Origin of the sequence: Halorussus gelatinilyticus, assembly GCF_023238445.1 — an archaeon.
In the GTDB taxonomy this organism is placed as follows: Archaea; Halobacteriota; Halobacteria; order Halobacteriales; family Haladaptataceae; genus Halorussus; species Halorussus gelatinilyticus.
On the sequence record NZ_CP096658.1, the window covers coordinates 308937 to 334527 of the forward strand.

Annotated in this window: 25 protein-coding genes and 1 tRNA gene; 17 read left to right on the plus strand and 9 right to left on the minus strand. The window is 67.9% G+C overall.

Going from position 1 to position 25591, the window contains the following annotated elements; genetic code table 11:
• The gene (locus M0R88_RS01610) at nt 1–792 is read left to right on the plus strand and encodes a DUF502 domain-containing protein (protein ID WP_248655222.1); all 792 of its coding nucleotides are present in this window, start codon (nt 1–3) and stop codon (nt 790–792) included.
• Between the two features lie 33 nt (nt 793–825).
• Here M0R88_RS01610 and arcD read toward each other — a convergent pair whose 3' ends face one another.
• Nucleotides 826–2313 (minus strand): arginine/ornithine antiporter ArcD, encoded by a 1488-nt coding sequence (gene arcD / locus M0R88_RS01615; RefSeq protein ID WP_248655223.1) that lies wholly within the window; start codon nt 2311–2313, stop codon nt 826–828.
• A gap of 313 nt (nt 2314–2626) precedes the next feature.
• Here arcD and M0R88_RS01620 point away from each other — a divergent pair, with 313 nt between their 5' ends.
• The gene (locus M0R88_RS01620; protein ID WP_248655224.1) at nt 2627–4735 is read left to right on the plus strand and encodes a hypothetical protein; all 2109 of its coding nucleotides are present in this window, start codon (nt 2627–2629) and stop codon (nt 4733–4735) included.
• 69 nt (nt 4736–4804) lie between these two features.
• On the opposite strand, the gene M0R88_RS01625 is transcribed toward M0R88_RS01620, so the two are convergent.
• Both M0R88_RS01625 and M0R88_RS01630 read right to left on the minus strand, forming a co-directional pair.
• The gene (locus M0R88_RS01625; protein ID WP_248655225.1) at nt 4805–6739 is read right to left on the minus strand and encodes a threonine--tRNA ligase; all 1935 of its coding nucleotides are present in this window, start codon (nt 6737–6739) and stop codon (nt 4805–4807) included.
• Nucleotides 6740–6796: 57 nt separating this feature from the next.
• Nucleotides 6797–8176, minus strand: coding sequence for a uracil-xanthine permease family protein (locus M0R88_RS01630; RefSeq protein ID WP_248655226.1), 1380 nt, complete (start codon nt 8174–8176; stop codon nt 6797–6799).
• Nucleotides 8177–8391: 215 nt separating this feature from the next.
• Between M0R88_RS01630 and M0R88_RS01635 the strand changes: the two genes are divergently transcribed.
• A complete protein-coding gene (locus M0R88_RS01635; protein WP_248655227.1) occupies nt 8392–9540 on the plus strand; it encodes a site-2 protease family protein in 1149 nt (382 codons plus the stop codon).
• A gap of 48 nt (nt 9541–9588) precedes the next feature.
• Here M0R88_RS01635 and hpt read toward each other — a convergent pair whose 3' ends face one another.
• A complete protein-coding gene (gene hpt / locus M0R88_RS01640) occupies nt 9589–10134 on the minus strand; it encodes a hypoxanthine/guanine phosphoribosyltransferase (protein WP_248655228.1) in 546 nt (181 codons plus the stop codon).
• 154 nt (nt 10135–10288) lie between these two features.
• On the opposite strand from hpt, the gene M0R88_RS01645 reads away from it, so the two are divergent.
• The 4 genes from M0R88_RS01645 (at nt 10289) to M0R88_RS01660 (ending at nt 13361) form a co-directional block, all read left to right on the plus strand.
• Nucleotides 10289–10888, plus strand: coding sequence for an FxsA family protein (locus tag M0R88_RS01645; protein ID WP_248655229.1), 600 nt, complete (start codon nt 10289–10291; stop codon nt 10886–10888).
• A gap of 126 nt (nt 10889–11014) precedes the next feature.
• Nucleotides 11015–11088 (plus strand) — tRNA-Ile (locus tag M0R88_RS01650).
• A 265-nt stretch (nt 11089–11353) separates the two neighbouring features.
• On the plus strand, nt 11354–12511 hold the full coding sequence (locus M0R88_RS01655; RefSeq protein WP_248655230.1) for a phosphotransferase family protein: 1158 nt from the start codon (nt 11354–11356) through the stop codon (nt 12509–12511).
• 109 nt (nt 12512–12620) lie between these two features.
• Nucleotides 12621–13361 (plus strand): metallophosphoesterase family protein, encoded by a 741-nt coding sequence (locus M0R88_RS01660; RefSeq protein WP_248655231.1) that lies wholly within the window; start codon nt 12621–12623, stop codon nt 13359–13361.
• 2 nt (nt 13362–13363) lie between these two features.
• On the opposite strand, the gene M0R88_RS01665 is transcribed toward M0R88_RS01660, so the two are convergent.
• Together M0R88_RS01665 and M0R88_RS01670 are read right to left on the minus strand one after the other, a co-directional pair.
• A complete protein-coding gene (locus tag M0R88_RS01665) occupies nt 13364–13654 on the minus strand; it encodes a DUF8060 family membrane protein (protein WP_497007282.1) in 291 nt (96 codons plus the stop codon).
• Nucleotides 13651–14670 carry a DUF7490 domain-containing protein gene (locus tag M0R88_RS01670; RefSeq protein ID WP_248655233.1) on the minus strand — a complete coding sequence of 340 codons (1020 nt, stop codon included), beginning with the start codon at nt 14668–14670 and terminating at the stop codon, nt 13651–13653. The genes M0R88_RS01665 and M0R88_RS01670 overlap by 4 nt, the downstream gene beginning before the upstream one ends.
• Before the next feature lie 254 nt (nt 14671–14924).
• On the opposite strand from M0R88_RS01670, the gene M0R88_RS01675 reads away from it, so the two are divergent.
• The 7 genes from M0R88_RS01675 to M0R88_RS01705 all read left to right on the plus strand — a co-directional run bounded on the left by M0R88_RS01675 (nt 14925) and on the right by M0R88_RS01705 (nt 18957).
• On the plus strand, nt 14925–15704 hold the full coding sequence (locus M0R88_RS01675) for an HAD-IIA family hydrolase (RefSeq protein ID WP_248655234.1): 780 nt from the start codon (nt 14925–14927) through the stop codon (nt 15702–15704).
• A 123-nt stretch (nt 15705–15827) separates the two neighbouring features.
• On the plus strand, nt 15828–16301 hold the full coding sequence (locus M0R88_RS01680; RefSeq protein ID WP_248655235.1) for an Lrp/AsnC family transcriptional regulator: 474 nt from the start codon (nt 15828–15830) through the stop codon (nt 16299–16301).
• 171 nt (nt 16302–16472) lie between these two features.
• Nucleotides 16473–16727, plus strand: coding sequence for a HalOD1 output domain-containing protein (locus tag M0R88_RS01685; protein WP_248655236.1), 255 nt, complete (start codon nt 16473–16475; stop codon nt 16725–16727).
• A complete protein-coding gene (locus M0R88_RS01690) occupies nt 16724–17053 on the plus strand; it encodes a hypothetical protein (protein WP_248655237.1) in 330 nt (109 codons plus the stop codon). Before M0R88_RS01685 ends, M0R88_RS01690 begins: the two co-directional genes overlap by 4 nt.
• A 385-nt stretch (nt 17054–17438) precedes the next feature.
• Complete coding sequence (locus tag M0R88_RS01695) at nt 17439–17789, plus strand: VOC family protein (protein ID WP_248655238.1); 351 nt, start codon at nt 17439–17441, stop codon at nt 17787–17789.
• A gap of 547 nt (nt 17790–18336) precedes the next feature.
• Nucleotides 18337–18534: a DUF7996 family protein gene (locus tag M0R88_RS01700; protein ID WP_248655239.1), complete on the plus strand. Its 198-nt coding sequence runs from the start codon at nt 18337–18339 to the stop codon at nt 18532–18534.
• Nucleotides 18535–18714: 180 nt separating this feature from the next.
• On the plus strand, nt 18715–18957 hold the full coding sequence (locus M0R88_RS01705; RefSeq protein ID WP_248655240.1) for a DUF8006 family protein: 243 nt from the start codon (nt 18715–18717) through the stop codon (nt 18955–18957).
• A gap of 38 nt (nt 18958–18995) precedes the next feature.
• Here M0R88_RS01705 and M0R88_RS01710 read toward each other — a convergent pair whose 3' ends face one another.
• Nucleotides 18996–19985 carry a succinylglutamate desuccinylase/aspartoacylase family protein gene (locus M0R88_RS01710; RefSeq protein ID WP_248655241.1) on the minus strand — a complete coding sequence of 330 codons (990 nt, stop codon included), beginning with the start codon at nt 19983–19985 and terminating at the stop codon, nt 18996–18998.
• Nucleotides 19986–20123: 138 nt separating this feature from the next.
• Here M0R88_RS01710 and M0R88_RS01715 point away from each other — a divergent pair, with 138 nt between their 5' ends.
• Together M0R88_RS01715 and M0R88_RS01720 are read left to right on the plus strand one after the other, a co-directional pair.
• Nucleotides 20124–21620, plus strand: a complete 1497-nt coding sequence (locus M0R88_RS01715) for an outer membrane protein assembly factor BamB family protein (protein WP_248655242.1) — start codon at nt 20124–20126, stop codon at nt 21618–21620.
• A 187-nt stretch (nt 21621–21807) separates the two neighbouring features.
• Nucleotides 21808–24402: a PAS domain S-box protein gene (locus M0R88_RS01720; RefSeq protein WP_248655243.1), complete on the plus strand. Its 2595-nt coding sequence runs from the start codon at nt 21808–21810 to the stop codon at nt 24400–24402.
• A 4-nt stretch (nt 24403–24406) separates the two neighbouring features.
• Here the strand turns inward: M0R88_RS01720 and M0R88_RS01725 are convergent, their stop codons facing one another.
• Together M0R88_RS01725 and M0R88_RS01730 are read right to left on the minus strand one after the other, a co-directional pair.
• Nucleotides 24407–24757 (minus strand): DUF7521 family protein, encoded by a 351-nt coding sequence (locus tag M0R88_RS01725; RefSeq protein WP_248655244.1) that lies wholly within the window; start codon nt 24755–24757, stop codon nt 24407–24409.
• Nucleotide 24758: 1 nt separating this feature from the next.
• On the minus strand, nt 24759–25103 hold the full coding sequence (locus M0R88_RS01730; RefSeq protein ID WP_248655245.1) for an ArsR/SmtB family transcription factor: 345 nt from the start codon (nt 25101–25103) through the stop codon (nt 24759–24761).
• A 106-nt stretch (nt 25104–25209) separates the two neighbouring features.
• Between M0R88_RS01730 and M0R88_RS01735 the strand changes: the two genes are divergently transcribed.
• Complete coding sequence (locus tag M0R88_RS01735; RefSeq protein WP_248655246.1) at nt 25210–25569, plus strand: hypothetical protein; 360 nt, start codon at nt 25210–25212, stop codon at nt 25567–25569.
• The last annotated feature ends 22 nt before the right edge of the window (nt 25570–25591 follow it).

The following is a 25591-nucleotide window of genomic DNA, read 5'->3' on the forward strand; positions in this document are numbered from 1 at the left end:
ATGGGGCAAGGTGAGACACCTGCGGAGACGGCCCGCGAAACCGGCGAATCGGTGTACGACGGACTCCTCAGCGTCGTGGTGACTGGCATCGCTATCATCGTGCCGCTCGTCGTCACGGTCTGGGTGCTGGCGATGATCGTCAACTTCGTCGCCCGCGCGTTCGCGCCGCTCGTCGCCCTCCTCCAGTGGACCGGCGTCGTGGAGGTCGCCCGCTCGCTGTGGCTCGGCCAGTTCTTCGCGGGGCTGGGCATCTACAGCGTCGTCTTCGAGTACGTCCCGGAGTTCGTCGCGCTGGCGGTTCTGGTCGGCACCATCGTCGGCGTCGGCAGTCTCGCGCACGTCAGGTACGGCGAGCGCATCGTGGTCGCGGTCGATTCCGCGCTCGCGGACGTTCCCGGCGTCGGCACCGTGTACAAGAGTTTTCGGCGGGTCGGCGACGCGATGCTCGGGAGCGAGGCCGAGAACTTCGAGGACGTGAAAATCGTGGAGTATCCCCGCGAAGGGTCGTACATCCTCGGCTTCGAGACGGCCGAGTCGCCCGAGGCCATCAGCGAGGCGGTCGGCGAGGACGACCTCGTGGCCATGTTCCTGCCGTTCGCGCCCAACCCCGTGATGGGCGGTTACCTCTCCTACATCCCGGAAGAGAACGTCTACGACGTGGACATGACCGTCGAGGAGGGTATCCGGACGATCATCACCAGCGGCATCGCCTCGGGCGAGGACGACGACGCGACGCTGGGCAACATCCCCGGCGTCGAACACGAGCGGGACAGTCCGGCGAAAGCCGACTGAGACGGCGATTCGTCGGCGAAGGGCCGACAGTCCTCAGTCGTCGGCCGACGAGGGCACCGACGAGTCGGCGGAATCCTTCGGCGTCGTCGCGCGTCCGAGCAGGGTCATGACGAACAGCACCAGCGGTGAGAGGAACGCGAAGAAGTAGAACGGGAAGTACGAATTGAGGATGGTGGCCGGTTCGCCCCAAGAGAACGCCAGCGTCGGCACGCCGAAGACGCTCGACATGTAGACCGCCCCGGCGTGCCACGGGATGAGCGCGCCCGTCGGAGTCCCCGCGGCCTCGACTGCACGCGAGAGGTCGCTGCTCTCCAGGTCGTACTCGTCGTAGAGGTTCCGGAGCGTCATGCCCGGAATCACGATGGCCATGTACTGCTGGGCGCTGAAGATGTTGACCAGAATCGCCGAGAGGCCCGACGTCGCCACGAGGCTAGTTCCGCTTCGGACGCCCTGTGCGAGGTGATGAGCCAGCACCGCGAGGACGCCGAGTCGTTCGAGGAGACCCCCGAGCGAGAGCGCGGCGACGACCACCGTGATGGTCCACGCCGACCCGGTGAGACCGTCCTGCGCGAGCAGGTCGTTCACGAGTTTCGTCCCGGTCTGGGGCGCGGTCCCGTTCAGGAACACGTCCCACGCGGCGGTGAAGCCGACGCCCTGCACCGCCATCGTGGTGAACACGCCGGCGAAGACGCCCGCGACTAGCGAGGGGAGCGCCGGGTAGCCGTAGAGCGCGAGGCCGAAGGTGACCACGAGCGGCAGGAAGACGAACACCGAGAGGTCGTAGGTGCCCGCCAGCGCGCCCTGAATCTCGGCGACCCGACCCTCGGGAATCGCTCCGCCGGCGCGGAGTCCGAGGAGCGCGTAGAGAATCAGCGAGAGACCGAGCGCTATCGCGGTGCCCGTCCGCATCGCCCGGATGTGGTCGTAGAGGTTCGTGTTCGTGACCGCGGCCGCGAGGTTGGTCGTGTCCGAGAGCGGCGACTGCTTGTCGCCGGCGTACGCGCCGCTCAGAATCGCGCCGGCGGTCATCGGCGCGGGAATGCCGAGACCCGACCCGATGCCGACGAACGCGACGCCGAGCGTGCCTGCGGTGGTCCACGACGACCCGATGGAGAACGCGACCACGGCCGCCAGAATCGCGGTCGCGGGCAGGAACACCTCGGGCGTGAGAATCGACAGGCCGTAGTGCATCAGGCCCGGAATCGTGCCCGCGCTGACCCACGTGGCGATGAGCGCGTAGATGGTGAATAGGATGAGAATCGCCTGTAGTCCCATCAGTAGGCCGTCGGCGATGCCCTCGTACAGGACGTCCCACGAGAGGTCCATCCAGTAGTAGCCGACCAGTCCCGTCAGGACGACGCTCCAGACGAGCGGCGCGTGGGGGTTCATCCCGAGGTAGCCCGACCCGACGCCGAGGAAGACGACGACGCCGAGGATGGGGACCAACGCTTGGGCGAGCGTCGGCCGGCGCTCGGGCGACAGTTCTCCGTACGTTTGCGGTTCGAAGTCGAGGGAAGCCATTGACGTCCCGATTTATTACTCGAAGGTATTAAATCTCGTCGATTTATTCTGTTTGTGCATACTTGCCACGGTCGTTAGTCACGCACCACCAAGCACGGTCGGAGGTCACGAGTCGGCAGTAACCGACCGTTACCGCCGACGAAATCGCTGACGTACGTAAACGTGGCTTTCGACCACGTTCATCCGAGAATACGCACCTCAAAGCCTCTAAACTATTATTTACGAAAAATCAGAAGAGAGTTTAAAAATAAAAGGTGTGAAACGGATGAAACAGTGACGTGATATAAAATATTATCGCGCCAAAAATACGCCCATGTCGTCTGAGAAACGAAGCGACGGACGCACTTCACGCACGACCATCGACCGACGCGATTACCTCCGGACGGTCGGCGCGACCGCGACGGCGGCCGGACTGCTCGGCGGTGCGGCGGGGTCGGCCAGCGCCGAGAGCTACGAGACGGTGACCGTCTCGGCGAACTCCGAGAAGTTCGTCACGGTCGGCAGCGGCAACGACTCGCCGAGCGTCCTCGAAAACAAGATATACGACGTGACGGCCGACGGCGCGGCCGTGAAGATATACGCCGAGGGGACCGACTGGGTCATCCGAGACGTCGGCATCCGCGGCGTCGGAAACGGCGACGGGTACACCGTGGGCGCGAACGTGACCGCCTCGGACGGGACCGGTCTCATCGAGAACGTCTACCTCGGCGACGGGAGCGCCTCGAACAGCGGCCGGGTCGGAATCTACGTGTTCGACGGCCACTCGGGCAACGTGACGATACGCGACTGTAACGTCCAGAGCTTCTCGGACAACGGCATCTACGGGAGCTACCCCGGCAACAGCTCGGGCGGTCAGGGCACGGTCCAGATAGAGAACTGCTACGCGCGGAACAACAACATCAGCCAGTACCGACTCGGAACCGACGGGTCCTACGTCCGCGACTCGGTGGCCCACGTGGACGCCGACGTGCCCGATGCCGGGGGTGCCGAGAACGCCCGCGGCGTCTGGGTCAGGCGGGACGGCACGGTGGACGTCGAGAACTCCGACGTACTGCTCGAACACGAGGACTCGACCCACTGCGTCATCGAGGGCGACGGTAACGGACAGGCGAACGTGATCGACTCGCAGGTCGAGGCCGGGACCGGAGCCGACAACCGGTTCGTGGGGAACGTCACTACGACCAACGTCGGGTCGAACGCGGACGTGTCGATGCCCGACTGCGTCCCGACGACTCCCGCGGACGCCGCCGACGGGAGCGACTGCGGCGGAAGCGACGGCGGAAGCAGCGACGGAAGCGTCATCGACGACTTCGAGGACGGCGACCTCTCGGAGTACAGCTTCGACCGCGGGAGTTCGAGCGCGAGCGTGGTCTCCTCGCCGACTCACTCGGGGTCCTACGCGCTGGAGTACACCGCCGGCAACGTGGAGGCCATCAGCACCTCGGGACTCCCGAACTACCCCGTCGCGGGCGACACCTTCAGCTACCGCGTCCGCGGGAGCGGCGGGGCGAGCAAGACCAACCTGAGCTACGGCGTCCAAGACCACGCGAACCGCTACTTCGTCCGACTCAACATCGCCAACGACAGCCTCGCGCTCTACCGGTTGGAGGGCGGGTCGAGTACCGAACTCGCGGCCGACTGGTCCACTCCGACGCTCTCGCAGGACACGTGGTACGAACTCGAAGTCCAGTGGGGAGCGAGCGGCGGACACACCGTGACGCTGTTCGACGCCGGCGGAACGCAGGTGACCCAGATTTCGACCGCCGACTCGACGTGGACCTCCGGCGGCGTGGGCTACGACGCGTACCTCGGGTCGGGAGAGACCGCCTACTTCGACGACGTGCGGCTCAAGACCGCCACGACCGTCGTGGACGACTTCGAGGACGGCGACATCTCGGAGTACAACTTCGACCGCGGGAGTTCGAGCGCAAGCGTGGTCTCGTCGCCCACCCATTCGGGGTCCTACGCGCTGGAGTACACCGCCGGCAACGTCGAAGCCATCAGCACCTCCGGGCTGAACGCCTACCCGTCGGCCGGAGACACGTTCAGCTATCGGGTTCGCGGAAGCGGCGGCGCGGCCAAGACCAACCTGAGCTACGGGGTTCAAGGCCACACGAATCGCTACTTCGTTCGGGTCAACATCGCCGACGACAGCCTCGCTCTCTACCGGTTGGAGGGCGGGTCGAGTACCGAACTCGCGGCCGACTGGTCCACTCCGACGCTCTCGCAGGACACGTGGTACGAACTCGAAGTCCAGTGGGAGTCGGGCGGGGGTCACACCGTGACGCTGCTGGACGGTAGCGGGAGTCAACTGACCCAGATTTCGGCCACCGACTCGACGTGGACCTCCGGCGGCGTGGGCTACGACGCCTACCTCGGGTCCGGAGAGTCCGCCTACTTCGACGACGTGGTCATCGAGTAGTCCGAATCGCCGACCCGCGGCGGGGTCGCCGGACCCGTTCGAGAGGCATCCGTCGTCCTCCCGTCGCGCTCACCGCTCCGCGAAGCGGGGGCGCTTGCTGACGTGTTTCGGGAGGTAGCGTCGCTTCCGTGGCAAATCACCGATATCGTCGAGTACCGCCGACTTCAGTTCGCTGACGGTCATCTCGCGCTCCTCGCCCTCGTCGCGGACGGTCACCTTCAGCGTCTCGGCGTCGCCGTCCAGTTCGTTGCCCTCTCTCTCATCCTCCATCTTGCCGCACTCCACCTCGTCGTCCTCCATCTCGCGGTCTCCGACCACGACGTAGTAGGGCACCCAGTCGGTCTCGGCCGTAGCGATGCGTTCGCCGACCGACTCGTCGCGCTCGTCCACGTCCGCCCGGACGCGGGCAGTCGTGAGGTCGTCGGCGAGCGCGTCGCAGTGCTCGACGTGTTCGTCGCCGACCGGAACGAACCGGACCTGCGTCGGCGAGAGCCACGTCGGGAGTCGCGGCGTCTCCTGCTTCGCGGCCGTCTCCAGCAGGGCGGCCAGCACGCGCTCGATGCTGCCCGTCGGCGAGCAGTGGAGGACGGGCGGATGGCGGGTCTCGTCGTCCGCGCTGTACTCGACGCCGAAGCGCTCGGCGCTCTCCACGTCGAGTTCGACCGTCGGGTTCTCGACGGGGCGACCCGACCGGTCGATGGTCGCGAACTCCACCTTCGCCGACCAGTAGCGGTGGCGCTCGGGCAGAATCTCCAGCAGCGCGGGCTTGCCGAAGTCGTCCGCGAGCGACTCGACCCATGCCGCGTTGCCCTCGTAGAACTCGCGGGTCACGCGAATCGCAGGTTCGTAGTTCAGGCCGAGGTCGTCGCCGGTGCGCAGGGCGAGATTCGCCTGCGCGCGGAGTTCCTCCTTGGCCCGCTCCGCGTCTCGGGTCGCGGTGTGTATGTCGGGTACCGTGAACGCGCGCTGGCGCTTCAGGCCCGCCACCGCGTCGCGCCGCTCGCGCCGGAACGAAGTGGACAACTCGTAGAGTCGCAGGGGCAGGTCCGATTCGGAGACCTGCATGTCCCGCATGACGGAGAAGTGGCCGACGCAGGCCGCGAACCGGAGCAGCATCGGTCGGCCGTCCGACTCGAAGCGATACTGCCGCTCGCCGAACGCCTCGGTGTGTTCCCGAATCGCGCGCACCCCGAGGTCGTACATCGCGGGCGTCTCGACCGGCATCCCGCCGAACTCGACCGCGAGGTCGTCGACGTACTCGGCGAGGGAGTCCCGAATCAGTTTCCCGCGGGGGTACCACCGGAGGGTGCCCGCGTCGCTCGACTCGTCGCGGCCGACCAGTTCCTGCTCTCGCATCAACTCGACGTGTGAGGGCTGTTCGTCCGCGCTCGCGGTCTCGCCCTCCACCTCGTCGGCGACGAGCGCGCGCATGTCGTCCCCCACGCGGTCGGCGTCCTCGTCGTCGAGCGAGTCGATGGCGTCGGTCTCGGGGAGGTCTGCGGTCTCGCCCCCTCGGAAGACGAGTTTCCAGTCGCTCGGCGCGCACCCCGAGGGGTCCGCGCCGCCACCGTCCTCGTCGCGCTCGGGCGTGACGTGCCGGGAGAGCTCCGAAATCGGGTGGCCCTTGCACGCGACCTCGAAGGACTTGTACCAGCCGAAGGGTGCCCGCAGGACCTCGTAGTCGCCGTCGAGGGAGGTTTTGAGCTTCCGGAGGACGGTCTTGGCGGCGTCGGGGTCGGCGAGGTCGTCGCTCAGGTGGGCGTGGGGGTAGAGGACGACGTTCCGGGTGTTCAACCGGTCGGTCACGTCGCGCAACTCGTCGGCGGCGTTCGCGACCGCGGCGTCGGGGTCGGTCTCGTCTCCGGTCTCGACGCTGACGAACGCGGTCACGCAGTCCTCCATCCGGCCCGCCATCGGGACGCCCTCGGTCTCGGCGACGCCCTCTCCGGCCTCCGTCGTGGCCTCGAATTCGAGGTGGTCCGAGTGGACGAACAGCAGTCGCATGCCGAAAGCGACCGCGCGTGCGGAGAAAAATGTGCCGAGGTCGCTATCTCCGCGGGGTCAGTCGTCCGCGGAGGCGGGGGGTTCCTCGGTCTCGGCGACGCTCTCCTCGGGCGGCGCGTCGAACAGCGGACTCTGGTCGCCGGGCGTGAACGTGTTGAGGACGAGCGCGGTCAGCGCGGTGACGACGACCGGTTCCCCGAAGAAGGTCTGAGCCGCGGTCGGGAGCCCCGAAATCGCGTCGGGGCGCGTGGCGATGCCCAACCCGAGACCGAGCGAGACCGCGAGGATGACCATGTTCCGGCGGTCGAGGTCGGTGTGGAGGAAGACGAGTCGCGCGCCGCTGGCGGCGACCATCCCGGCCATGAGCAGGACCGCACCGCCGAACACCGGACTCGGGATGGTGGCGACCGCCGCACCGACCTTCGGGCTGAGACCGAGGAGCGCGAGGATGACCCCGGCGACGCCGACGACGTGGCGACTCATGACGCCCGTGAAGTTGACGATGCCCGCGTTCTGCGAGAACGACGTGACGGGGAACGCGCCGAACGCCGCGCCGAGCGAACTCAGCAGGCCGTCGGTGAAGAGGCCGCCGCGCAATTCGTCGCTGTCGGGGGTGCGACCCTCGGCGGCGGTGACGCTCGACACGTCGCCGACGGTCTCCATCGCCGAGACGAGGAACAAAAAGGCGAAGGTGACCATCGGGACCGGCTCGAACGAAAACCCGAACGCGCCGGGCTTCGGGACCGCGACCCACGAGGCCTGCGCGACCGGGCCGAAGTCCACGAGACCGAGCGCGAGCGCGGCGACGTAGCCGACCGCGAGGCCGACGAGCGTGCTGAGAAGCCGGGTCACGCCGTCGGTGAAGAGGTTGAGCGCGACCGCGACGAACAGGACCAGCGCGGCCAGTCCGACGTTGTGGGCCGCGCCGTAGTCGCTCGCGCCGACGCCGCCCGCCGAGTAGTCCATGGCGACCGGCACGAGGTAGAGACCGATGATTATCACGACGAGTCCGGTCACGAGCGGCGGGAAGAACGGTTCGATGCGGTCGAACTGCCAGCCGATGACGCCCTCGACGAGGAAGCCGGTGACGAGTATCGCGCCGAAGACCGCCCCGAGTCCGTAGCTCGCGCCTATCGAGGAGGCCGCGCCGACGAAGGTGAAACTCGTGCCCATCACGATGGGGAGTTTGGCCCCGATCGGGCCGACGGTGTAGGCCTGGACGACCGTCGCCAACCCGGAGAACAGCAGGACCATCTGGACGATGTAGGCCGTGTCGCCCGCACTCAGGCCGACCGCGCCCGCGACGATGTAGGCCACCGCGGTCGCCGGAACGAGCATCACCGCGACGTGCTGGAGGCCGAGCAGGAGCGACTTGGGCAACGGCGGCCGGTCGTCGAGTTCGTAGTCGAGGTCTATCTCGCCGTCCGTCTCTGTCATTACTCCCGACGAACGGGTCGGGTTCAATAATAGTTTCGCGTTCGAGCGCATATTCGGCATCGAGATGCGGAAAGTATGCACGATTGTGGTCATTCATTCGGGGGGCGTCGTCGCTTCGGGGGCGGCGACCGCAAGCGCGCGACTTCCTCGTCGCCGAACGGGCGGCTATCGCCGTCGTCGAAAGCTACAACCGAACTCTCTCCCACGTATCCCACGTGAAAGGTTACAGAGTTCTCTCGGTCTGGGGCATCCCCATCCGTATCAACGTCTCACTCGTCGTCGTGTTACCGATACTAGCGTGGCTCATCGGGAGCGGCGAGCAGATCGACCTGTACACGCAGATAATCAACGGGTTCCCCATCGTGGCTCTCGACCCCGCCGCACTCCGGGCCGGAAACACACCGTGGTTCATCGGTATCGCCGCCGCGGTCGGGCTCTTCGTGAGCGTGACCCTCCACGAACTCGGCCACGCGTGGGCCGCACGCCGATACGACATCGAGGTGGAGTCGATCACGCTCTGGCTCCTCGGCGGACTGGCGAACCTGAAAGCGATGCCCCGAGAGTGGCAACAGGAGCTCTGGATCGCCCTCGCGGGACCGGCGGCGAGCGTCCTCGTCGCCGCCGTCTGCTACGGCGTCGTCCTCGCCCTCCCCGCGTCGGTCCCCGCGGTCACGTTCGTCGTCGGCTGGCTGGTCGTCACGAACGTCGTTCTCACCGTCTTCAATCTCCTGCCCGCGTTCCCGATGGACGGCGGGCGCGTCCTCCGGGCGCTCCTCGCGCGGTCCCGGCCGTACGCCGAGGCGACGCGGACCGCGGCGCGAATCGGCTCGCTGTTCGCCATCGGGTTCGCCGTCCTCGGCGTCCTCTCGTTCAGCCCGATGTTGCTCATCTTGGCGCTGTTCGTCTACGGGGCGGCCAACGGCGAGTCGCGGATGGTCGCGCTGGAGACCCTACTCGACGGCGTGACGGCGGAGGACGTGATGGACCCCGACGCGGAGGTCGTCTCCGCCGAGACGCCGCTCTCGGAACTCGGCGAGCGGATGCTCGCGGACCGCCGAACCGCCTACACCGTCGCCGACGAGTCCGGTTCCATCGTCGGCGTCGTCTCGCTCGACCGACTCCGACAGGGTCGTCGCCGGGAGGCCGCGACCGTCGGCGACGTGATGGTCGAGACGTTTCCGACGGTCGCGCCGGACGCCCCGATGTTCGAGGTCGTCGGACTGATGAACGAGGCGCGGGCGAGCGCGGCGCTCGTGGAAGCCGACGGGGAGGTCGTCGGGATACTCACGTCGGCGGACTTGGCGACGACGCTGGCGGTCCGGCGCGAGGCCGAGACCCCGACCGGACCCAGAGTCGCGATGTGAACCGGCGGTCGTCGGGGCGTCCCGCTCGCCGGACCGACGTCGAACCCGCTAGTGAATCGTGACTTCGTAGTCCTCGACCGTGATGTCTATCAGACTCGTCGCCTCGTAGTCGGTCTCGTCTAACGCCGTCTCGCCGAGTTTCCGGATGACGACCACGATGTCCGCGATTTCCGCGCCGATTTCGTCCATCGCGTCGCAGATGGAGGCCAGCGTCCCGCCGGTCGAGAGCAGGTCGTCCACGATGAGGACGCGGTCGCCCTCCTCGACGTCGTTGATGTACATCTCCGATTCGCTGTAGCCGGTGGTCTGGTGGAGCGCGACCTCGCCCTCCAGTCCGTACTCGCGCTTGCGGATGACCACGAGGGGCACGTCGGTCTGGAGCGACAGCGCAGTGGCGATGTGGATGCCCATCGCCTCGGGCGCGACGATTTTGTCCACGTCGAGGTCCGCCTCGCGGGTGACGCCGACCACGACCTCCCGGAGGAGTTCGGGTTCGAGCATCGGCACGCCGTTGCTGATGGGGTGGACGAGATACTGGTAGCCGTCCTTGTCGATGATCGGTGCCTCGTGGAGTGACTCGCGGAGTCGGTCCATGGCGATGGTTGGAACAACCGGTGGAAAAACGGTTCGCTCTCGGGGCGAGTCTCGGTCGTGCCGGCAGGACCCCGACTGCATCCCGACTACGCCCACTCGCGGCACCTAAAGCGTTTTACGGCGCGAACGACTACCTTCGACCAAGACAGCACTGATGAAACGCGTACTACTCGGACTGCTGCTCATCCCGCTGCTGGACGCGCTGTTCCTCGTCTACGTGGCGAGCCAACTCGGGGCGCCGCTGACCGTCGCGCTGGTCGTCCTGACCGCGCTGGTCGGGACGCTGTTCGTCCGCGCGGAGGGCCGCCACACCGTCCGGCGGCTCCAGAAAGCGGTCGGCGAGGGCAACGTTCCGACCGACGAACTGACCGACGGCGCGCTCCTCATCGCGGCGGGCGCGTTCCTGCTCACGCCCGGTCTCGTCACCGACACGCTGGGCTTCCTGCTGGCGTTCCCGCCCTCGCGCATCCTCGTGCGCGAGGCGGTCCAGAAGTGGGTCGTGAAGCCCTACGTCGAGAAGAAGACCGGCGGCTTCGCCTCCGGCAACGTCTACACCTTCGGCTTCCCGAACGCCGAGGACGTGAGCGCGAGCGGGACCGGAGCAGGCGCGGGCGGCGCGAGCGCGAGTGGCTCGGGTGCCGGAGCGGGCGGTTCGACCTCCGGTTCGCAGAGTCGGGACGCCTCGGAGGACACCTATCGCGTGGACGACGACGCCTACGACATCGAGTTCGAGGACGACGAGACCGACGGGTAACCGAAGCCGGTGACACCACGGAACTCGCGGACGATTTTTCCGGAAAACAGCGTGAGGGCGTCCCGAATCGCCGTCGAAAGGAAACGCTTAAACATTCAAGGGCGCAAGCAGTGAATGCGTTCGCACGGGCCAATAGCTCAATCAGGTTGAGCGCTCGGCTGATAACCGGGAGGTTCGCGGTTCAAATCCGCGTTGGCCCACTAGATTTTCTCACGAATTTTGTCCGTATTAGAACGAGGACCTCTGTTTTAGCGGGTGACGGTCCTCGCCACTACCCGATGAACACGGACGAGTTCTTCCCGAGCACGTCGGCGGCCTGAAGAGATCCTCAACGCCCGAGAAACCGTCGTGCGCGAGGTCGAGGCCGCGTCGGGACGGCGCGACGGGTCGCGGTAGTCGCCCACTATCGCCGTCGCCCTTCTCGCGGCCGGAACGCTGACACCGTTCGCAGTGCTAACTGGGCCGATGACCGAGATGCCCGAACGGACGGACGCCGAGCCGACGGACTCCGATTCGGCCGACCAGAGCGGTCCCGAGTCAGTTCGCGCCGACCGCGGCGGCGAGTGGGCCGACGTCCTCCGGATGGTCACCGCCGTCGCGCCCTCGTGGTCGGTCGAGCGCATCCGACCGCAGGACGGCGGGACCGACGACGTCGCCTTCCTCACCGTCGCCACGCCCGAGGGTCCCCGAGAGGTCGTCCTGAAGTCGTTCTCCGGGGACGGCGTCCCCGCCGCGGTCGCGCGCTCGGAACCGCGGGTACTCGAACTGTTGGCCCGCGAGACCGACCTCCCGGTTCCCGAGGTGGTCGGCTTCGTGGACGACCACCCCGACTTCCCGGCACCGTTCTTTATCGCCGAGCGACTCCCCGGCGAGGACGCCGGAGGACGGTTCTTCGAGCTCTCGGCGGACGCGCTCGAAACCCTGCTGGCCGACGCGGGAACCCACCTCGCGCAACTCCACGAACTCCGGTCGTTCGACCGGTTCGGACGCGTCGGCGTCGAATCGGACCGAACGAACGAAGTGGAGGGGAGCGACGAAAGGAGCGAGGTCGGCGTCTGCGACGGCGACCTCGCCGTGGTCGGCGACCAGTACGGTTCCCGAGCGCGGTGGACCGACTGGCTGCTCGCGGACGCCGAGGACGCCCTCGACGGACTGTCCGGCGGCCGGTTCGACGACCTCGTGCCCGCGCTCCGAGAGTACGCCGAGGATGCGATTCCCGCGCTCGACGGCCCGGAGACCGCCTCGCTCGTCCACTGGGACTACCGACTCGGGAACCTGCTGGTGGACCCCGAGACCGGCGAGACGACGGGCGTCCTCGACTGGGCGGACCTCCTCGCGGGCGACCCCGTCTACAACTTCGCCACGGTCGAGGACCACGCGGTCAACTGGCGGACCCGCGACCCGGTCCTCCGGAGGCGACTCCGTGACGCGTTCCGGGAGGCGTACCGCGCCGGTCGCTCGGGCGACGCAGGAGGATTCCGCGACCGCAAGCACGTCTACCACTTCTGTAATCGCCTGCACGCGATGGTCTGCCACCCGGACTGGTACGCCGACGCCGACCCGGCGGTCCGCGAGGAGCGCGCCGCCGAACATCGGATGTTCGTCCGGAGCTACCTCGATTGAGTCCGTGCCGAGCGACCTCGACCGAACGCCGCTGGCCGCTTCGACCGACCGTCGCCGACCGCTCCGCCCGAACGAACAAGCCTATAACGACGCTCACTAACTCCCGCCCGTGCCCCGGACACTCGTCGTCTCGGACGTACACGCCAACGCCGTCGCCCTCGACGCGGTTCTCGCCGCGGAACCCGACCGCGACGCGGTCGTCTTCCTCGGCGACGCCGTGGACAACGGCCCGCACCCGAACGCGGTCTGCGACCGCCTCCGCGGGCTGAACTTCGTCGCGGGCGTCCGCGGCAACCACGACCGGACCGTCCTCGCCGCGCCGCCCGACGAAAGCGGCGCGAGCGAGTCGAACCCGCCGGCCGACTCCTTCGCCGAGTGGCAGGCGTGGACCCACGCCAGCCTCTCGCCCGAGAACCGCGACTTTCTGGAGTCGCTCGACCGCACGAAGACGCTCACGCTCGGCGGGCGCACCGCGCGCTTGCACCACGGCGACTTCCCCGCGCCGGAGGGCCGCGAGGAGACGTGGCGGACCCGCGTGACGCCGGAAGAAGACCCCGCGCCCTTCGAGGCGGTCGCCGCGCGCTACGACGAGGACGTCGTTTTCCACGGCCACTCGCACTTCCCGTTCGTCGCCACCGTCGCGGGGACCACGTTCGTCAATCCGGGGAGCGTCGGTCTCCAGCGCCCCGGTTGGCCCGCCGACGAGGCGCGCTACGCCGTCTTCGAGGACGGCGCGTTCGACCTCCGGCGCGTCGCGTACGACCCCGCGCCGGTCGCTACCGACTCGCGGGAGTTAGACAGTCCGTTCGTCGATTTGTGGGAACCGGCGAGCGCGACCGTGAGCGACTGAGGCTACTCCCCGCTCAGTTCCCGGACGGTCAGCGAAATCCCGAGACCCGAGACCAACAACACGACCAGATTGAACGCCGCTCTGAACAGCGGCCGGTACTCGTCGGCGACGAACGTGGCGATGGTCGCGTTCACGCTGGCGTACAGTTGCACCACCGCGACGACCGCCAGCAGGACGAACAGCCCCAGCGCGGCCCGGTAGAGGTTCCGCCGAATCTGGAAGTCGCTCGATGCTTCGCTCGGGTCGGTGTCGATGTTGGTCTCTGACATGGTTTCCGTGTTCGTATCGGTCACGATTGCCTCCCCGCGAGCAGGAGCGCGCCGGCCAGCGCGACGACGGCGACCCCGACGCCGAGGCCGGGGACGCCGCCCGCACCGCCGGTCGCGCCCTCGCTGATGGTGGTCTCGGGGCGGTCCTCGTTCGGGTTCCCGTCGCTCTCGAAGTCGCTGACCTCGATGCCGACCTCACGGACCGTCTCGTTCGCGCGGACGGTCTCGGTCGGGTTCAGGTTCGCCACGCTCCGGGCCGTGCCGACGACCACGCCGTCCTTCCACAGCACCGCGTCGAGGTAGTAGTTGTACTCGTCGGGGACCGTCAACTCGACGCTCGGGGTGGCGGTCCGGCCCGGCCGGATGGTGCCGACGCGGACCGACGCGCGGTCGGCGACGACGTTCGAGTCGGCCTGCCGCGCGGTGACGACGACGCGCAACTCCTCGGAGGCGTCGTCGCCCTCGTTGGTCAGGAACGTCGAGACGTCGAGGGTGGCGCTGTCGTTGCCGGCCTCGGTCACGCCGTACTCGATTGGCGGGAGTCCGTCGCCGCCCTGCCAGCGGAACCGGACGCTCGTCCTGGCGTACTCGGGCGTCAGCGTGCCGACGCCTCGGACCACCTTGCTCCCCTCGGCGATGCGCGCGCCGTCGCGGTAGACCACGGTCTCGACCCGGTAGCCGCCCGACCGCTCGACCGAGAGGTTCTGGACGACCGAGACCTCCCGGTCGCCCGAGATTGGTTCGACGGCGGTCTCGCTCGTCGTCTCGACCAGTCCGGAGTCGAGGTGGACCGCCCGCACGAGGACGGTGACGTTCTCCGACTTGCCGCCCCGGTGTTCGAGGCGCGTATCGACCTGTAGCGTCGCGGTGCCGCCCGACACCGCGCCGGGCGCGATGGCGACCTCCTGAATCGAGAGGTGGCCGGGCCGGACCGGGCCGGGGTCGGTCTCGGCTATCGCGCCGGGGACCACGGCGACGGCGACAAGCGACGCCGCGACGACGACCGCAATCGCCCCCGCCAGCATCGTCTCACGGTTCATATCGAGACGCTCACAAGTGTCTGTGAAGTGTTTTGTGGTCGGTGGGTCCCCGAGAGCGGCGCGACCGGCGCGAGTTCGGCCGACGCGTCCGGTTCCCGCTTCGCAGACAGACCCAAGGACGCCGAGTCCCAATGCCCGACGATGTACACCGGGAAGACCGCCAAGCCCCGCTGTCGCTGCGACGACGCCGAGACCGGCCGTGACGCATCGACGGGGTCCGGCCCAGATGCGCCCCGTCCCGCGGAGGCCGAGCGATGACGATTCGCAGCGTCGTCCTCGACGTGGACGGCACGCTCGTCCGGGGCGACGAGCCGATTCCGGGAGCCATCGAGACCGTGGACCGACTCCGCGAGCGCGGTCTCGACCTCCTGATGCTCTCGAACAACCCGACCGAGACGCCCGCGGCCTACGCCGCCCGACTCGCGGACCTCGGGTTCGCGGTGGGTCCCGACGACGTGGTGACCTCGGGGTCGCTGACCGCCGACTACGTGGCCGCCGAGTACCCCGGCGCGGCGACCTATCTGCTGGGCGAGGCGGGTCTGCGCGAGATGCTGGCCGACCGGGGCGTCCCGCTCGTGACCGACCCCGACCGCGCCGAAGTGGTCGTCGCCTCCATCGACCGCGAGTTCACCTACGACCGACTCCGGGACGCGCTCTGGGCGCTGGAGGGCGCGGCCTTCGTCGCCTCGGACCCCGACGGGACCATCCCCGCGGCCGACCGTCCGGTGCCGGGGTCGGGTGCCGTCGTCGCCGCGCTCGCCGAGGCCGCCGGCCGCGACCCGGACGCGACGCTCGGCAAGCCGGGGGAGACGGCCGCGGACGCCGTCGCGTCGCGCGTCGCCGGGCGGGGCGAGGAGGTCCTCGTCGTCGGCGACCGACTCGACACCGACATTGCGCTCGGCGAGAACGCCGGGTTGGCGACCGCGCTGGTCCTGTCCGGTATCACGACCCGCGCCGACGTGGACGTCTCGCCCGTCGCGCCCGACCGCGTTCTCGACTCGGTGGCCGACGTGCCCGACCTGCTGGACGGGTGAGAGCCGCACGGATGAACGGTGGCGACTCCGTCGACACGGAGCCGGTCGGTACCGAAGGGTCGGGTTTGGGAACCAGCGACGAGACAGAACCGTCTTAACGGGGGAAGAGCAGTAGCCCCTCATATGGACACCTACGAACTGGACGAGGTAGACAAGGGCATTCTCTACTATCTCCAGAAGGACGCCCGCAACAGCACTAGCACCGAGATGGCCGAGGAGTTGGACATCACCGCCAGCACGGTCCGGAATCGACTCGCTCGGTTGGAGGACGAGGGCGTCATCGAGAAGTACGTGCCCCAGATAGACTACGAGAAGGCCGGCTTCCAGCTTCGCGTGCTGTTCACCTGTACGGCTCCCGACCAACCCGAGAACTTCGGCCACGACGTACTAGAACAGGAGGGCGTCGTGGCGGTCCGGGAACTGCTCGCCGGGACCGAGAACCTCCACGTCGAGGCGGTCGGCACCGACACCGACCACCTGACCGAAATTGCCGACTCGCTCCGCGAGATGGGGCTGGAAATCGTCCGCTCGGAGGTGCTGAAGTCTCAACTCCATCAGCCGTTCAACCACTTCGGAACCCCCGTCGCCGACGAGTAGACCCGCCCCGATAGGTTCTTCCTCTCGATAGTTCTGCCAGCGTGGGCGTCCATCGCCCCGAAGTAGAGCGATACGATACGTGACGGAATAGCAGTGAAGTCGGATTTCCGAGGACGGGAAGACTGCGTATTCCGCCATATTTTTGCGTCTGTGTCCGAATAAATCGGCCAGATGTGTGACGAGTCACGCCCGGCGAGCGAAAAAATAATTGTAGAAATCACCGACCGAAACGGTACGGACCCGACGGAGCTACGCCCGCCGCTCTACGAGGTGATCGACGTGGCGGCGTTGGACGACCTCTTCGCGTCCGGCCGCGACCAGGGGCTCCGGGACTGCGACGGTCGGCTCGAGTTCACCTACGGGTCGTGGCGAGTCCGCGTCGAGAGCGACGGGTCGGTCGTCGTGGAACCGGGTGAAGAGTCGTGACCGGGTTCCGGTTCGACTGCGCCTACTGCGACGAGCGCGTCGTGACCGACGACGTGGACGCGGTGAAAGCCGACGCCGAGGCGCACCTCGACGCCCACCGCGAAGAGATGTGCGAGGTGTTCGCCGTCGCGTTCGGCGGCACGGACTGCCAGAACGACTGCGGGTACGTCTTCCCGGAGGACGTGGACGAGGCGGTCGGCTTCGAGTGTCCGGCTTGCGGCCACGACAACTTCCCGACGTTCGTGACCCAATACGTCTACTGGCGCATCGAGAAGACCGACGCTCGGGACGACTCGGTCTCCGGGTCGGAGTCCGACGACACCTGACCGACTCGGGCGGCGACGCTCGACCGCGCTGCTCGTCGGCGTCGGGCGCGACCGACTCGCGGCGCTCGTCCGCGCCGTCTTTCGCTTTCTTCTCCTAGAAGCCGGGACGTTTCACTACCGCCACGTCGCCCTCGACGCGAATTTGACACGAGAGGCTACAGCCCGAATCGTCGGTATAGACTGTCGTCGGGAGCGAAGCGGAAACCGAGACGCGCAGGCGGTTGGGAAGGACGAGGAGCGGTGCGGGGCGGTTGCGGTACGATTGTCATCGGCAGTAGCTCGCTCAGGCTCGAATTTCACCACCGCAGTCGTCACTGCCTCGGAACCCCGACCACCCGTTCGGCATCGGACAACACTTTCGTCCCGGAACCACGACACCACCGATATGAGCGCGATAACGTTCTTCGCCACGACCGACCTCCGACGCGTCGTCGAATTCTACACCGAGACCGTCGGCGCTGACGTGTGGCTCGAACAGCCCGATTGCACGATTCTGAAGTACGACAACCAACTGCTCGGCTTCTGCGAGCGCGACGAGGCCGACACCGAGGGCGTCCTCACGTTCGTCTCCGAGGACCGCGAAGGCGTCGAGGCGATGCACGAGCGACTGGCCGACCGCGCCCGCGAGGAGCCACACGAGAACGAGACCTACGACATCTACCAGTTCTTCGCCGAGGACCCCGACGGCCGGACCGTCGAGTTCCAGACGTTCCTCCACCCGACCGACGAACTGTAGCCGCCTTTCGAGCGTTCGTCTCGACTGCGAGCACTTCTGTAGACGTTCGATAGGATTACCTACAATTCTCTGCAGCTATCGGCCGTCGGGACTGCGGCCGTCCGACCGGCGATTTCGCGCGGGTAACGCTCGTGACGGGGACCATCGTCGCGCTCCGCCCCGGAAGGTATCACTATTGAGTGATATATCGACCAATTAGCGAGGCTTTTCAAACGTCGGTGAATCGCTCGAAACGTGGCGTGCTGTCCCGTCCGTCGCAACGCGCTAACGCCACTGTGAACGGCACCTGTCATCAACTCGCCACGCACGCCACGAACCAGTCAGCCAACAGTCGTTGCCACGACGTCCCCCGGATTTCCCCATCTCTCTTTCCGCTTTTCACCGAATCGGAGTGTCCGGCAGAGCGGACACCGTGTCGCCGTCGTTGTTCCAGACGTACGACCCCCCCAGTAGAGTCGGTAGCGGAGTCTCGTGCCCGAACCGAGGAGTTGACCTTCTTCGAGTCCGTAGCGCCGACCATGACCCGACGGAACGGCGGTGGTCGGTGATGGGCGGCGGCGAGAAGCTCCGGTTCGGCGCGGCGCTCGCGGCGGGCGTCATCGTGCCGGGCTTTCTGAAGTACGGGTTCACCTCCATCGGTTACGAGGCGCTCGGAACCGCGGTGTGGGTCAGCGGCTACCTGACCGCTATCCTCGCTATTTGGTACGTCTGGATTCGGCCCCTCGACCTCCAGGGCGCGACGTAGCGTCTCCCGAGACGGTCGGTCGAGGCGACTCGTCGGCGACGACCCGGACGGCGACCGACCCACTACGTCGACCCCCTGTCGGCGACGACGCGGCGACCACCGCCGGCCGACCGGCGTATAGCGGAACTTTAAAGGGTATTTCGGGGCGACTTTTCGATAAGGATGATAGAGTTCGTGCCAATGCCCCTCATCGACGACTTCCTGCTCCAGTACAACATCGGGCAGGTGCTGCTGTTCCTGTTCGTCCTGTCGGTGTTGGCGGCGATTCCGCTCGGTTCACGGAAGGTGCTGTCGCTGAACGCCATCACGTTCGGTCTGCTATTCCTCGTGACCCCGGCGAGCATGGCACCGCTGCCGTTCAAGTTCCTCGGCATCGCACTCCTCGTCGTCGCGCCCGTGCTGTTCGTCACGGCGCGAGCGTGAGGACCGAAACGCAATCGAGCGGCCCTTTTACAGCCTCGTCACTCGTCTCTCGGTAGCGCGACACTCAGAAGCGTCTCTCCGCCCGAGACGGTCGCTTCCCGCGTCAGCGAGTACAGAATCCCCTCCCGGTCGGTCTCGGCCTCCTGAAGCACCTCGTAGGTCGTCGGGTCGTAGACCGTCCCGACGCGTTCGCCCGGTTCGACGCGCTGGCCGACTTCCCGGTCGGGGTCCAGTCGGAACAGGCCCGCGTCGTCGGCCGTGACGCGGCCGAGGTGGTTGCGCGCGAGTCGGCGCTCGCCGTCGGCGTCGGGGTCGCCGGGGAGCAGATCGAGGTGCCGGAGGACCGCCAGCGTGCCCTCCACGCCCGCGTCCACGGCGTCCTCCACGAGTTGCTTGTTGTGCGCGAGTTCGGGCGTGATGGTCGGGATGCCCTCGTGCGTCGCCGCGACGCGGAGTTTCCCGTCGAAGTCCCGCTTCGCCCACTCGTCGTCGGCGTCCTTGCCTGCCTCCTCCGAGAGCAGGAGGTCGGTGCCGAACGCCTCGGCGAGGGCACGGGACTCCTCGTGGCCCTCCATGAACACGACGTGGGTGAGCATGTCGGCGCTCCCGGTGTGGAGGTCCACCACGGCGTCGGCGTCCGCGACGTACTCCCAGAGCGTCGCGGCCATGCGCTCGTGGACGGTGCCCTCGGCGTCGCCGGGCCAGACCCGGTTCATGTTCGGGTTCACGCTGTCCAACTGCTCGGGCGTGGTGTACGACACCCGGTCGAACGTGAGCGGGTCGGCGACCGGCACCGCGACGAGTCGGCCCGCGAGGTCGAGACCGTCGGCGTCCGCCGACGCCGACCCGACGAGTCGGTCGTGGACCCGGCGCAGGGTCTCGGTCCCGTTTATCTCCCGGCCGTGCTGGGCGGCCTGCACGTAGACGGTCGGTCCCTCGTCGTCGCCGTCGTAGGTGTGAACCGTGGTCTCGATTTCGACGCCGGAGGGGAGGCGTGCGAGCGTGACGCGCTCTGCAGTGTGGTCCATGGTGGGTTCTCCGTCGCGGGACAATTCAAGCTACTGCCTCCCGCGGGTCGGTTCGCTGACGGGTCGCGCCGTCGTCGCTCGAACTCCCGCGGGGGCGTCGATAACTACGACGGTCGTTTCACTCACCGACGGTTACTAATGGCTCGACTGACACGAACGGAACCGATGACCGGTCCCTCCGACTCGCACGATTCGACGCGGCGCAGGTTCCTCGCGGCCGGCGGTCTCCTCGCCGGGACCGCCGGACTCGCGGGATGCATCTCGGGCACGGGGTCGAAACCGACCGCGACCGAGACGACCGACGACGAACCGGCCGACGGACAGACGGCCGACGGGGAAACGACCGAAGCGGTCGCGGCGGAGTCGCCCGGCGCGGCCGCGTGGCCGCAGTTCGGCCACGACGCGAGCAACGCCGGGTACGCCCGGTCGGCCAGCGGTCCCGGTGCGGACGCCGCGCTGGCGTGGCGCTTCGACGCAAAGACGCCGACGATGAACGCCTCGCCCGTGGTCGCGGACGGCACGGTCTACGCGCCGGGGAGCGGAGACCCCGGCTACGTCCACGCCATCGACGCCGAGACCGGCGAGTCGGTCTGGCGCTTCGAACCGGCCGGCTACGCGAGTTGCGCCCCCGCGGTCGCCGACGGGCGAGTCTACTTCGGGACGTGGAGCAAGAAGTTCTACGCGCTGGACGCCGCGACCGGCGAGCAGGTCTGGGCGAGCGACGTGGGCCACCGGTTCGGGTCGTCCTCGCCCGCCGTCTCGGACGGCACCGTCTACGTCGGGACCGTCGGCGACGGCCCGATGGTGGTCAGCGGCGAGGAGGACGAAGAGAAGTTCGAGTCCTGCGCGGTCCTCGCGCTCGACGCCGAATCCGGCGACGAGCGGTGGCGCTACGACGACTTCGGCGAGAAGGAGAACGTCGGTTCGTCCATCGCGGTCGCGGACGGCCGGGTCTACTTCGGCGGCGAGTCGGCGGTGTACGCGCTCGACGCCGACTCGGGGTCGGTCGCGTGGTCGCGCGAGGTCGCGACCCACCCCCAGTCGTCGCCGGCCGTGGTGGACGGCACGGTGTACTACGGCGGGCCGTCCGACGCCGAGGACGGTCCCCCGGCGCGACTGTACGCGCTCGACGCGAAGTCGGGCGAGACGGTCTGGACCGCCGGTATCGACGACACTAGCCTCCGGACCTCGCCCGCCGTCGCCGACGGGACGGTGTACGTCGCGGCGTCCTCGACGCGCGCCTGTCTGCTCTCCGGCGGCGGGGTGGCGACCACCGAGACCGACGACGGCGGGAACGGCACCGACGCCGCGCGGACCGAGGACGGCGACTCGGACTGCTCGGGGACGAACCGCGGGCGACTCTACGCGCTCGACGCGGCCAGCGGCGAGCGCCGGTGGACCGCCGAGTTCCGAACCGACACGCGCTCGTCGCCCGCCGTCGCCGACGGCACGGTCTACGCCGGCAACGGCGACGGTCTCTCGGCGGTGACGACCGACGGCGAGAACCTGTGGCGAATCGGCTTCGAGGGGAAGCGCGACGACGGCCCGTACCTCGATTCGTCACCTGCGGTCGCCGGCGGCCGGGTCTTCGTCGGCGCGTCGGACGGTCGCCTGCGCGCCATCGGAACGAAATAGCTGTTGGAGACAACGAAATTCGATTCTTTTAACCAACCGTATATTTCCCTCCCGGTCGATTCGGTGTCGTCGGACCTCCCGCGCTCGTCGCTCCTCGCGCCGGCCGACGCCCGAACCCGTCGGCGGACAGTTCTTTCAGCAGAGCGACCATATGAAGGTTTTTCCGGTACAGTGTCGTATCCGTCTTATGAACGAACCGGCGGAGGCTTCAGGGTCGGCGTTCTGGGGTGACGCCGACGACGAGGAAGCCCTCCGGCGTTATCGGACCCTGTTCGACGGTATCGAGCAGGGGCTGTACCGACTCGATGCCGGCGGCCGATTCGTCGGCGTCAACGACGCGCTTCTGACGACGACGGGTTACGACCGCGAGGAACTGCTCGGCGAACACGTCGGACTCCTCTTCGACGCCCGCGACCTCGTGGCCGTCGAACGCGAGACCGAGCGCCGACTCTTCGGCGAGGGCGGAGAGTCGGTCCCGGTGGCGCTCCGGACGGCCGACGGCGACGCGATTCCGGCCAGCGTGTCGGTCTCCGTCCACGTCGAGGACGACGAGTTCCGCGGCACGACCGGCGTCGTCCGAACGGAGCCGCCCGAGCGCGACTCGGCGGACGGCCCGGCGGCCGTGACAATCCTCGACGCGAGTCCCGTCGGCGTCGTCGTCCGCGACGCCGACGGCGCGGTCACGCGGGTCAACGACAGAGCCGAGGAACTGCTCGACGTGTCGGTGGGCGAGCGCCCGGCGGACGGCGAGGACGAGCGAACGGGGGAGACGGAAGCCGAGCGTCCGGCGGACGAATCCGACCTGGATTCGTCCGTCTCGCAGCGATTCTACGACGAGGAGGGCCAGCGACTGCCCCCGGACGAACGACCGTTCGCTCGCGCGGCGGCGACCGGTTCGTCGGTCGCCGACCGCCTGCTGCGGGTCGAAGGGCCGGACGGCGAGCGGCGGTGGCTGTCCGTCGAGGCCGCGCCGGTCGCGTCGGACGGCGGCGACGAACGGGTCGTCACGACTTACGAGGACGTGACCGACCTCAAGGAGCGCGAGCGCGAACTCGAAAACGAACTCGACGAGATATTCGGGCGCGTGACCGACGCCTTCTACGCGCTCGACGACGAGTGGCGGTTCACCCACGCCAACGACCGCGCCGAGGAACTCATCGACTACTGGGGCGAGGGGCTGGTCGGCCGGAAGTTCTGGGACGTCTTCGAGTGGGCGACCGACTCGAAACTCGGCGAGGAGTACCGCGAGGCGATGCGAACGCAGGAACCGGCCTCCTTCGAACTCTACTACCCCGACCCGCTGGAAGCGTGGTACGAGATTCGGGCCTACCCCTCCGAGTCGGGCCTGTCGGTGTACTTCCGGGACGTGACCGAGCGAAAGCGCCGCGAGCGCGAGTTAGAGGAGTCAGAACGTCGGTATCGCTCTCTCGCGGAGTACTTCCCGAACGGCATCGTGACGCTGTTCGGTCCCGACTGCGAGTACACGCTGGCGGCGGGCCAAGCGTTCGACTACATCCCGGTCGAACCCGAGGATGTCGAAAACGAACACTTCCGCGAGGTGTGGGACGAGGCGACCGCCGACGCGCTCGAACCCGCGTTCGAGGCCGCGCTCGACGGCGAGAAGCGGTCGGTCGAGGTGTCCTATGCCGGACGCGAGTGGGTCGTCCACACGGTGCCCATCACCGACGAGGGCGGCGACGTGTTCGCCGGGATGACGATGGCTCAAGACGTGACCGAGCAGACGGAGCGCGAGCGCTACCTGCGGGAGACCAAGTCGCAACTGGAGGCCGCGACGGAGGCGGGCGCGGTCGGCACGTGGGAGTGGCGGATTCCCGAGGACGAGATGGTGGTGGGTACGTCGTTCGCCAGAACCTTCGGCGTGAAGCCCGAGGAGGCCATCGAGGGCGTCTCGCTCGACCGATTCATCGAGGCCATCCACGAGGACGACCGCGAGCGCGTCGAGCGCCAGATAGCCGAGGCGGTCGAGAGCGGCGAGGAGTACGAGGCCGAGTATCGCGTCTGGGACGACGACGACGAACTCCGCTGGGTGGTCGCCCGCGGCCACGTCGAGTGCGACGACGAGGGCAACCCCGTCACCTTCCCCGGCGCGCTGACCGACGTGACCGAGCGCAAGGAGCGCGAACAGCGCCTCGAACGCCAGAACGAGCGGCTCGAATCGTTCGCCAGCATGCTCGCCCACGAACTCCGCAACCCCGTCACCATCGGCCAGATATACGGCCGACAACTCCCGGACGACGAAGCGCCGGAGGCGGTCGAGTACGTCACCGAGGCGTTCGACCGCATCGAGGAGATGATAGACGTGATGCTCGTGCTGACCCGCGGCCGGGAAGCGGTCGGCGAGTGTAAGGACGTCGTGCTGGCCGATGTGGCCCGCGAGGCGTGGACCGAGGTCGAGTCCCCGGAGACGACGCTCACCGTCGAAGTTACGGCGGTAATCGAGGCCGACGAGACGTATCTCCGCCACCTGTTCCGGAACCTGTTCGAGAACGCGGTCCAGCACGGCGACGCGACCGAGGTCCGGGTCGGCGAGACGGAGACGGGTTTCTACGTCGCCGACGACGGAAGCGGGATTCCCGAGGACGAGCGCGCGGCCGTCTTCGAGGCCGGATTCACCACGGCAGCGGGCGAGGGCGGCACCGGTCTCGGACTCGCCTTCGTCCGGGAACTCGCCGAGGTCTACGGGTGGCGGTGTCGCGCGACCGAGAGCGAGTCGGGCGGCGCGCGCTTCGAGTTCGAGTACGCGGACGGCGGGCGGGAGTAGGCGCTCAACTCGGCATCCGGAGCGCGTAGAGGATGCAGCCGAGACCGACGAGCGTGCTCCCGTTCGAGACGAGGACGAACGCCGTCACCGCCGCGGAGTTGTTCCCGAACAGGAGCATCGGACCCAACAGCACGAACGGGAGGCCGACGGTCAGCGCGAACCCGACGGCGATGAACAGCATCGGTCGGCTGTCGTTGCGTCGGTACCCCCGAAAGGCCTGATACGCGATGAGGAGACCGACGAGCGCCGCGACGAGGTTCATCGCCTGCGAGACCGACCGGACCCAACCGGGTACGTCGGGCGGCGTGAGTTGGAGCGGGACCAGCGTCTCGACCAGTAGGTGAGCGACCGGCATCTCACATCCCCTCCACGAGGTCGGTGAACCGGTCGGCCACGTCCTCGCGGCGCTTCACCGAGAGCGTGAGCGACCCCTCCTCTAACTCGACGGTCACGCGCTCCAACCGCGGGGAGTACACCTTGTGGTGGTGGCCCGCGGTCGGGTCGAGTTTGGTCCGCTCCTCCACGAGGTCACAGGCCCGCAGGTCCTCCAGACGCCGGTAGACGGTCGGCTCCGATACGCCGCATCGTTCGCTCAGTGCGTTGGCTGACATGGGTTCGATACTCGTAGCTGTGAGGATGTCGCGGACGGTCTCGTCTTCGAGGAGCGCGGCGATGTCCTCGACCTCGCAGTCCTCACTCACTGGTATCGGGCTACTGATGGAATCGGCATAAAAGTGTATCGACGGCTTCAGCGCGTGAAGTCGCGGTCCCGGTACTAACGACCCGGCGGTCGTAGCCGAAATCGAGATGACGACTTCGCTCACCCGACTCGACGCTCGTCTGCCGGACCTGACCGCCCTCGCGCTCCTCGCGCTCTCGTTCGGTGTCGGAATCGCCTTCTTCGCCGAACTCCCCGCCGAGATGGTCGTGGGATGGCACGTGGACCTCGACGGCGGGACCCGACTCACGTACGCTCCGCGGTCGGTGGCCGCCTTCGCGTTCCCGGTCGCCGCGACCGGGGCGTACGCCGTCGCCGCGGCCGCCGCGTCGCGCTTCCCCGTCCGCGAGGAGTTAGGGGACTTCGCGTTCGTCTACGACGTTGCGGTCGTCGGCCTACTGGTCGGCTCGCTCGCACTGCAAACCGCCCTCGTCGCGGCGAACCTCTGAAGAAACCGGACGGAGAGCTACT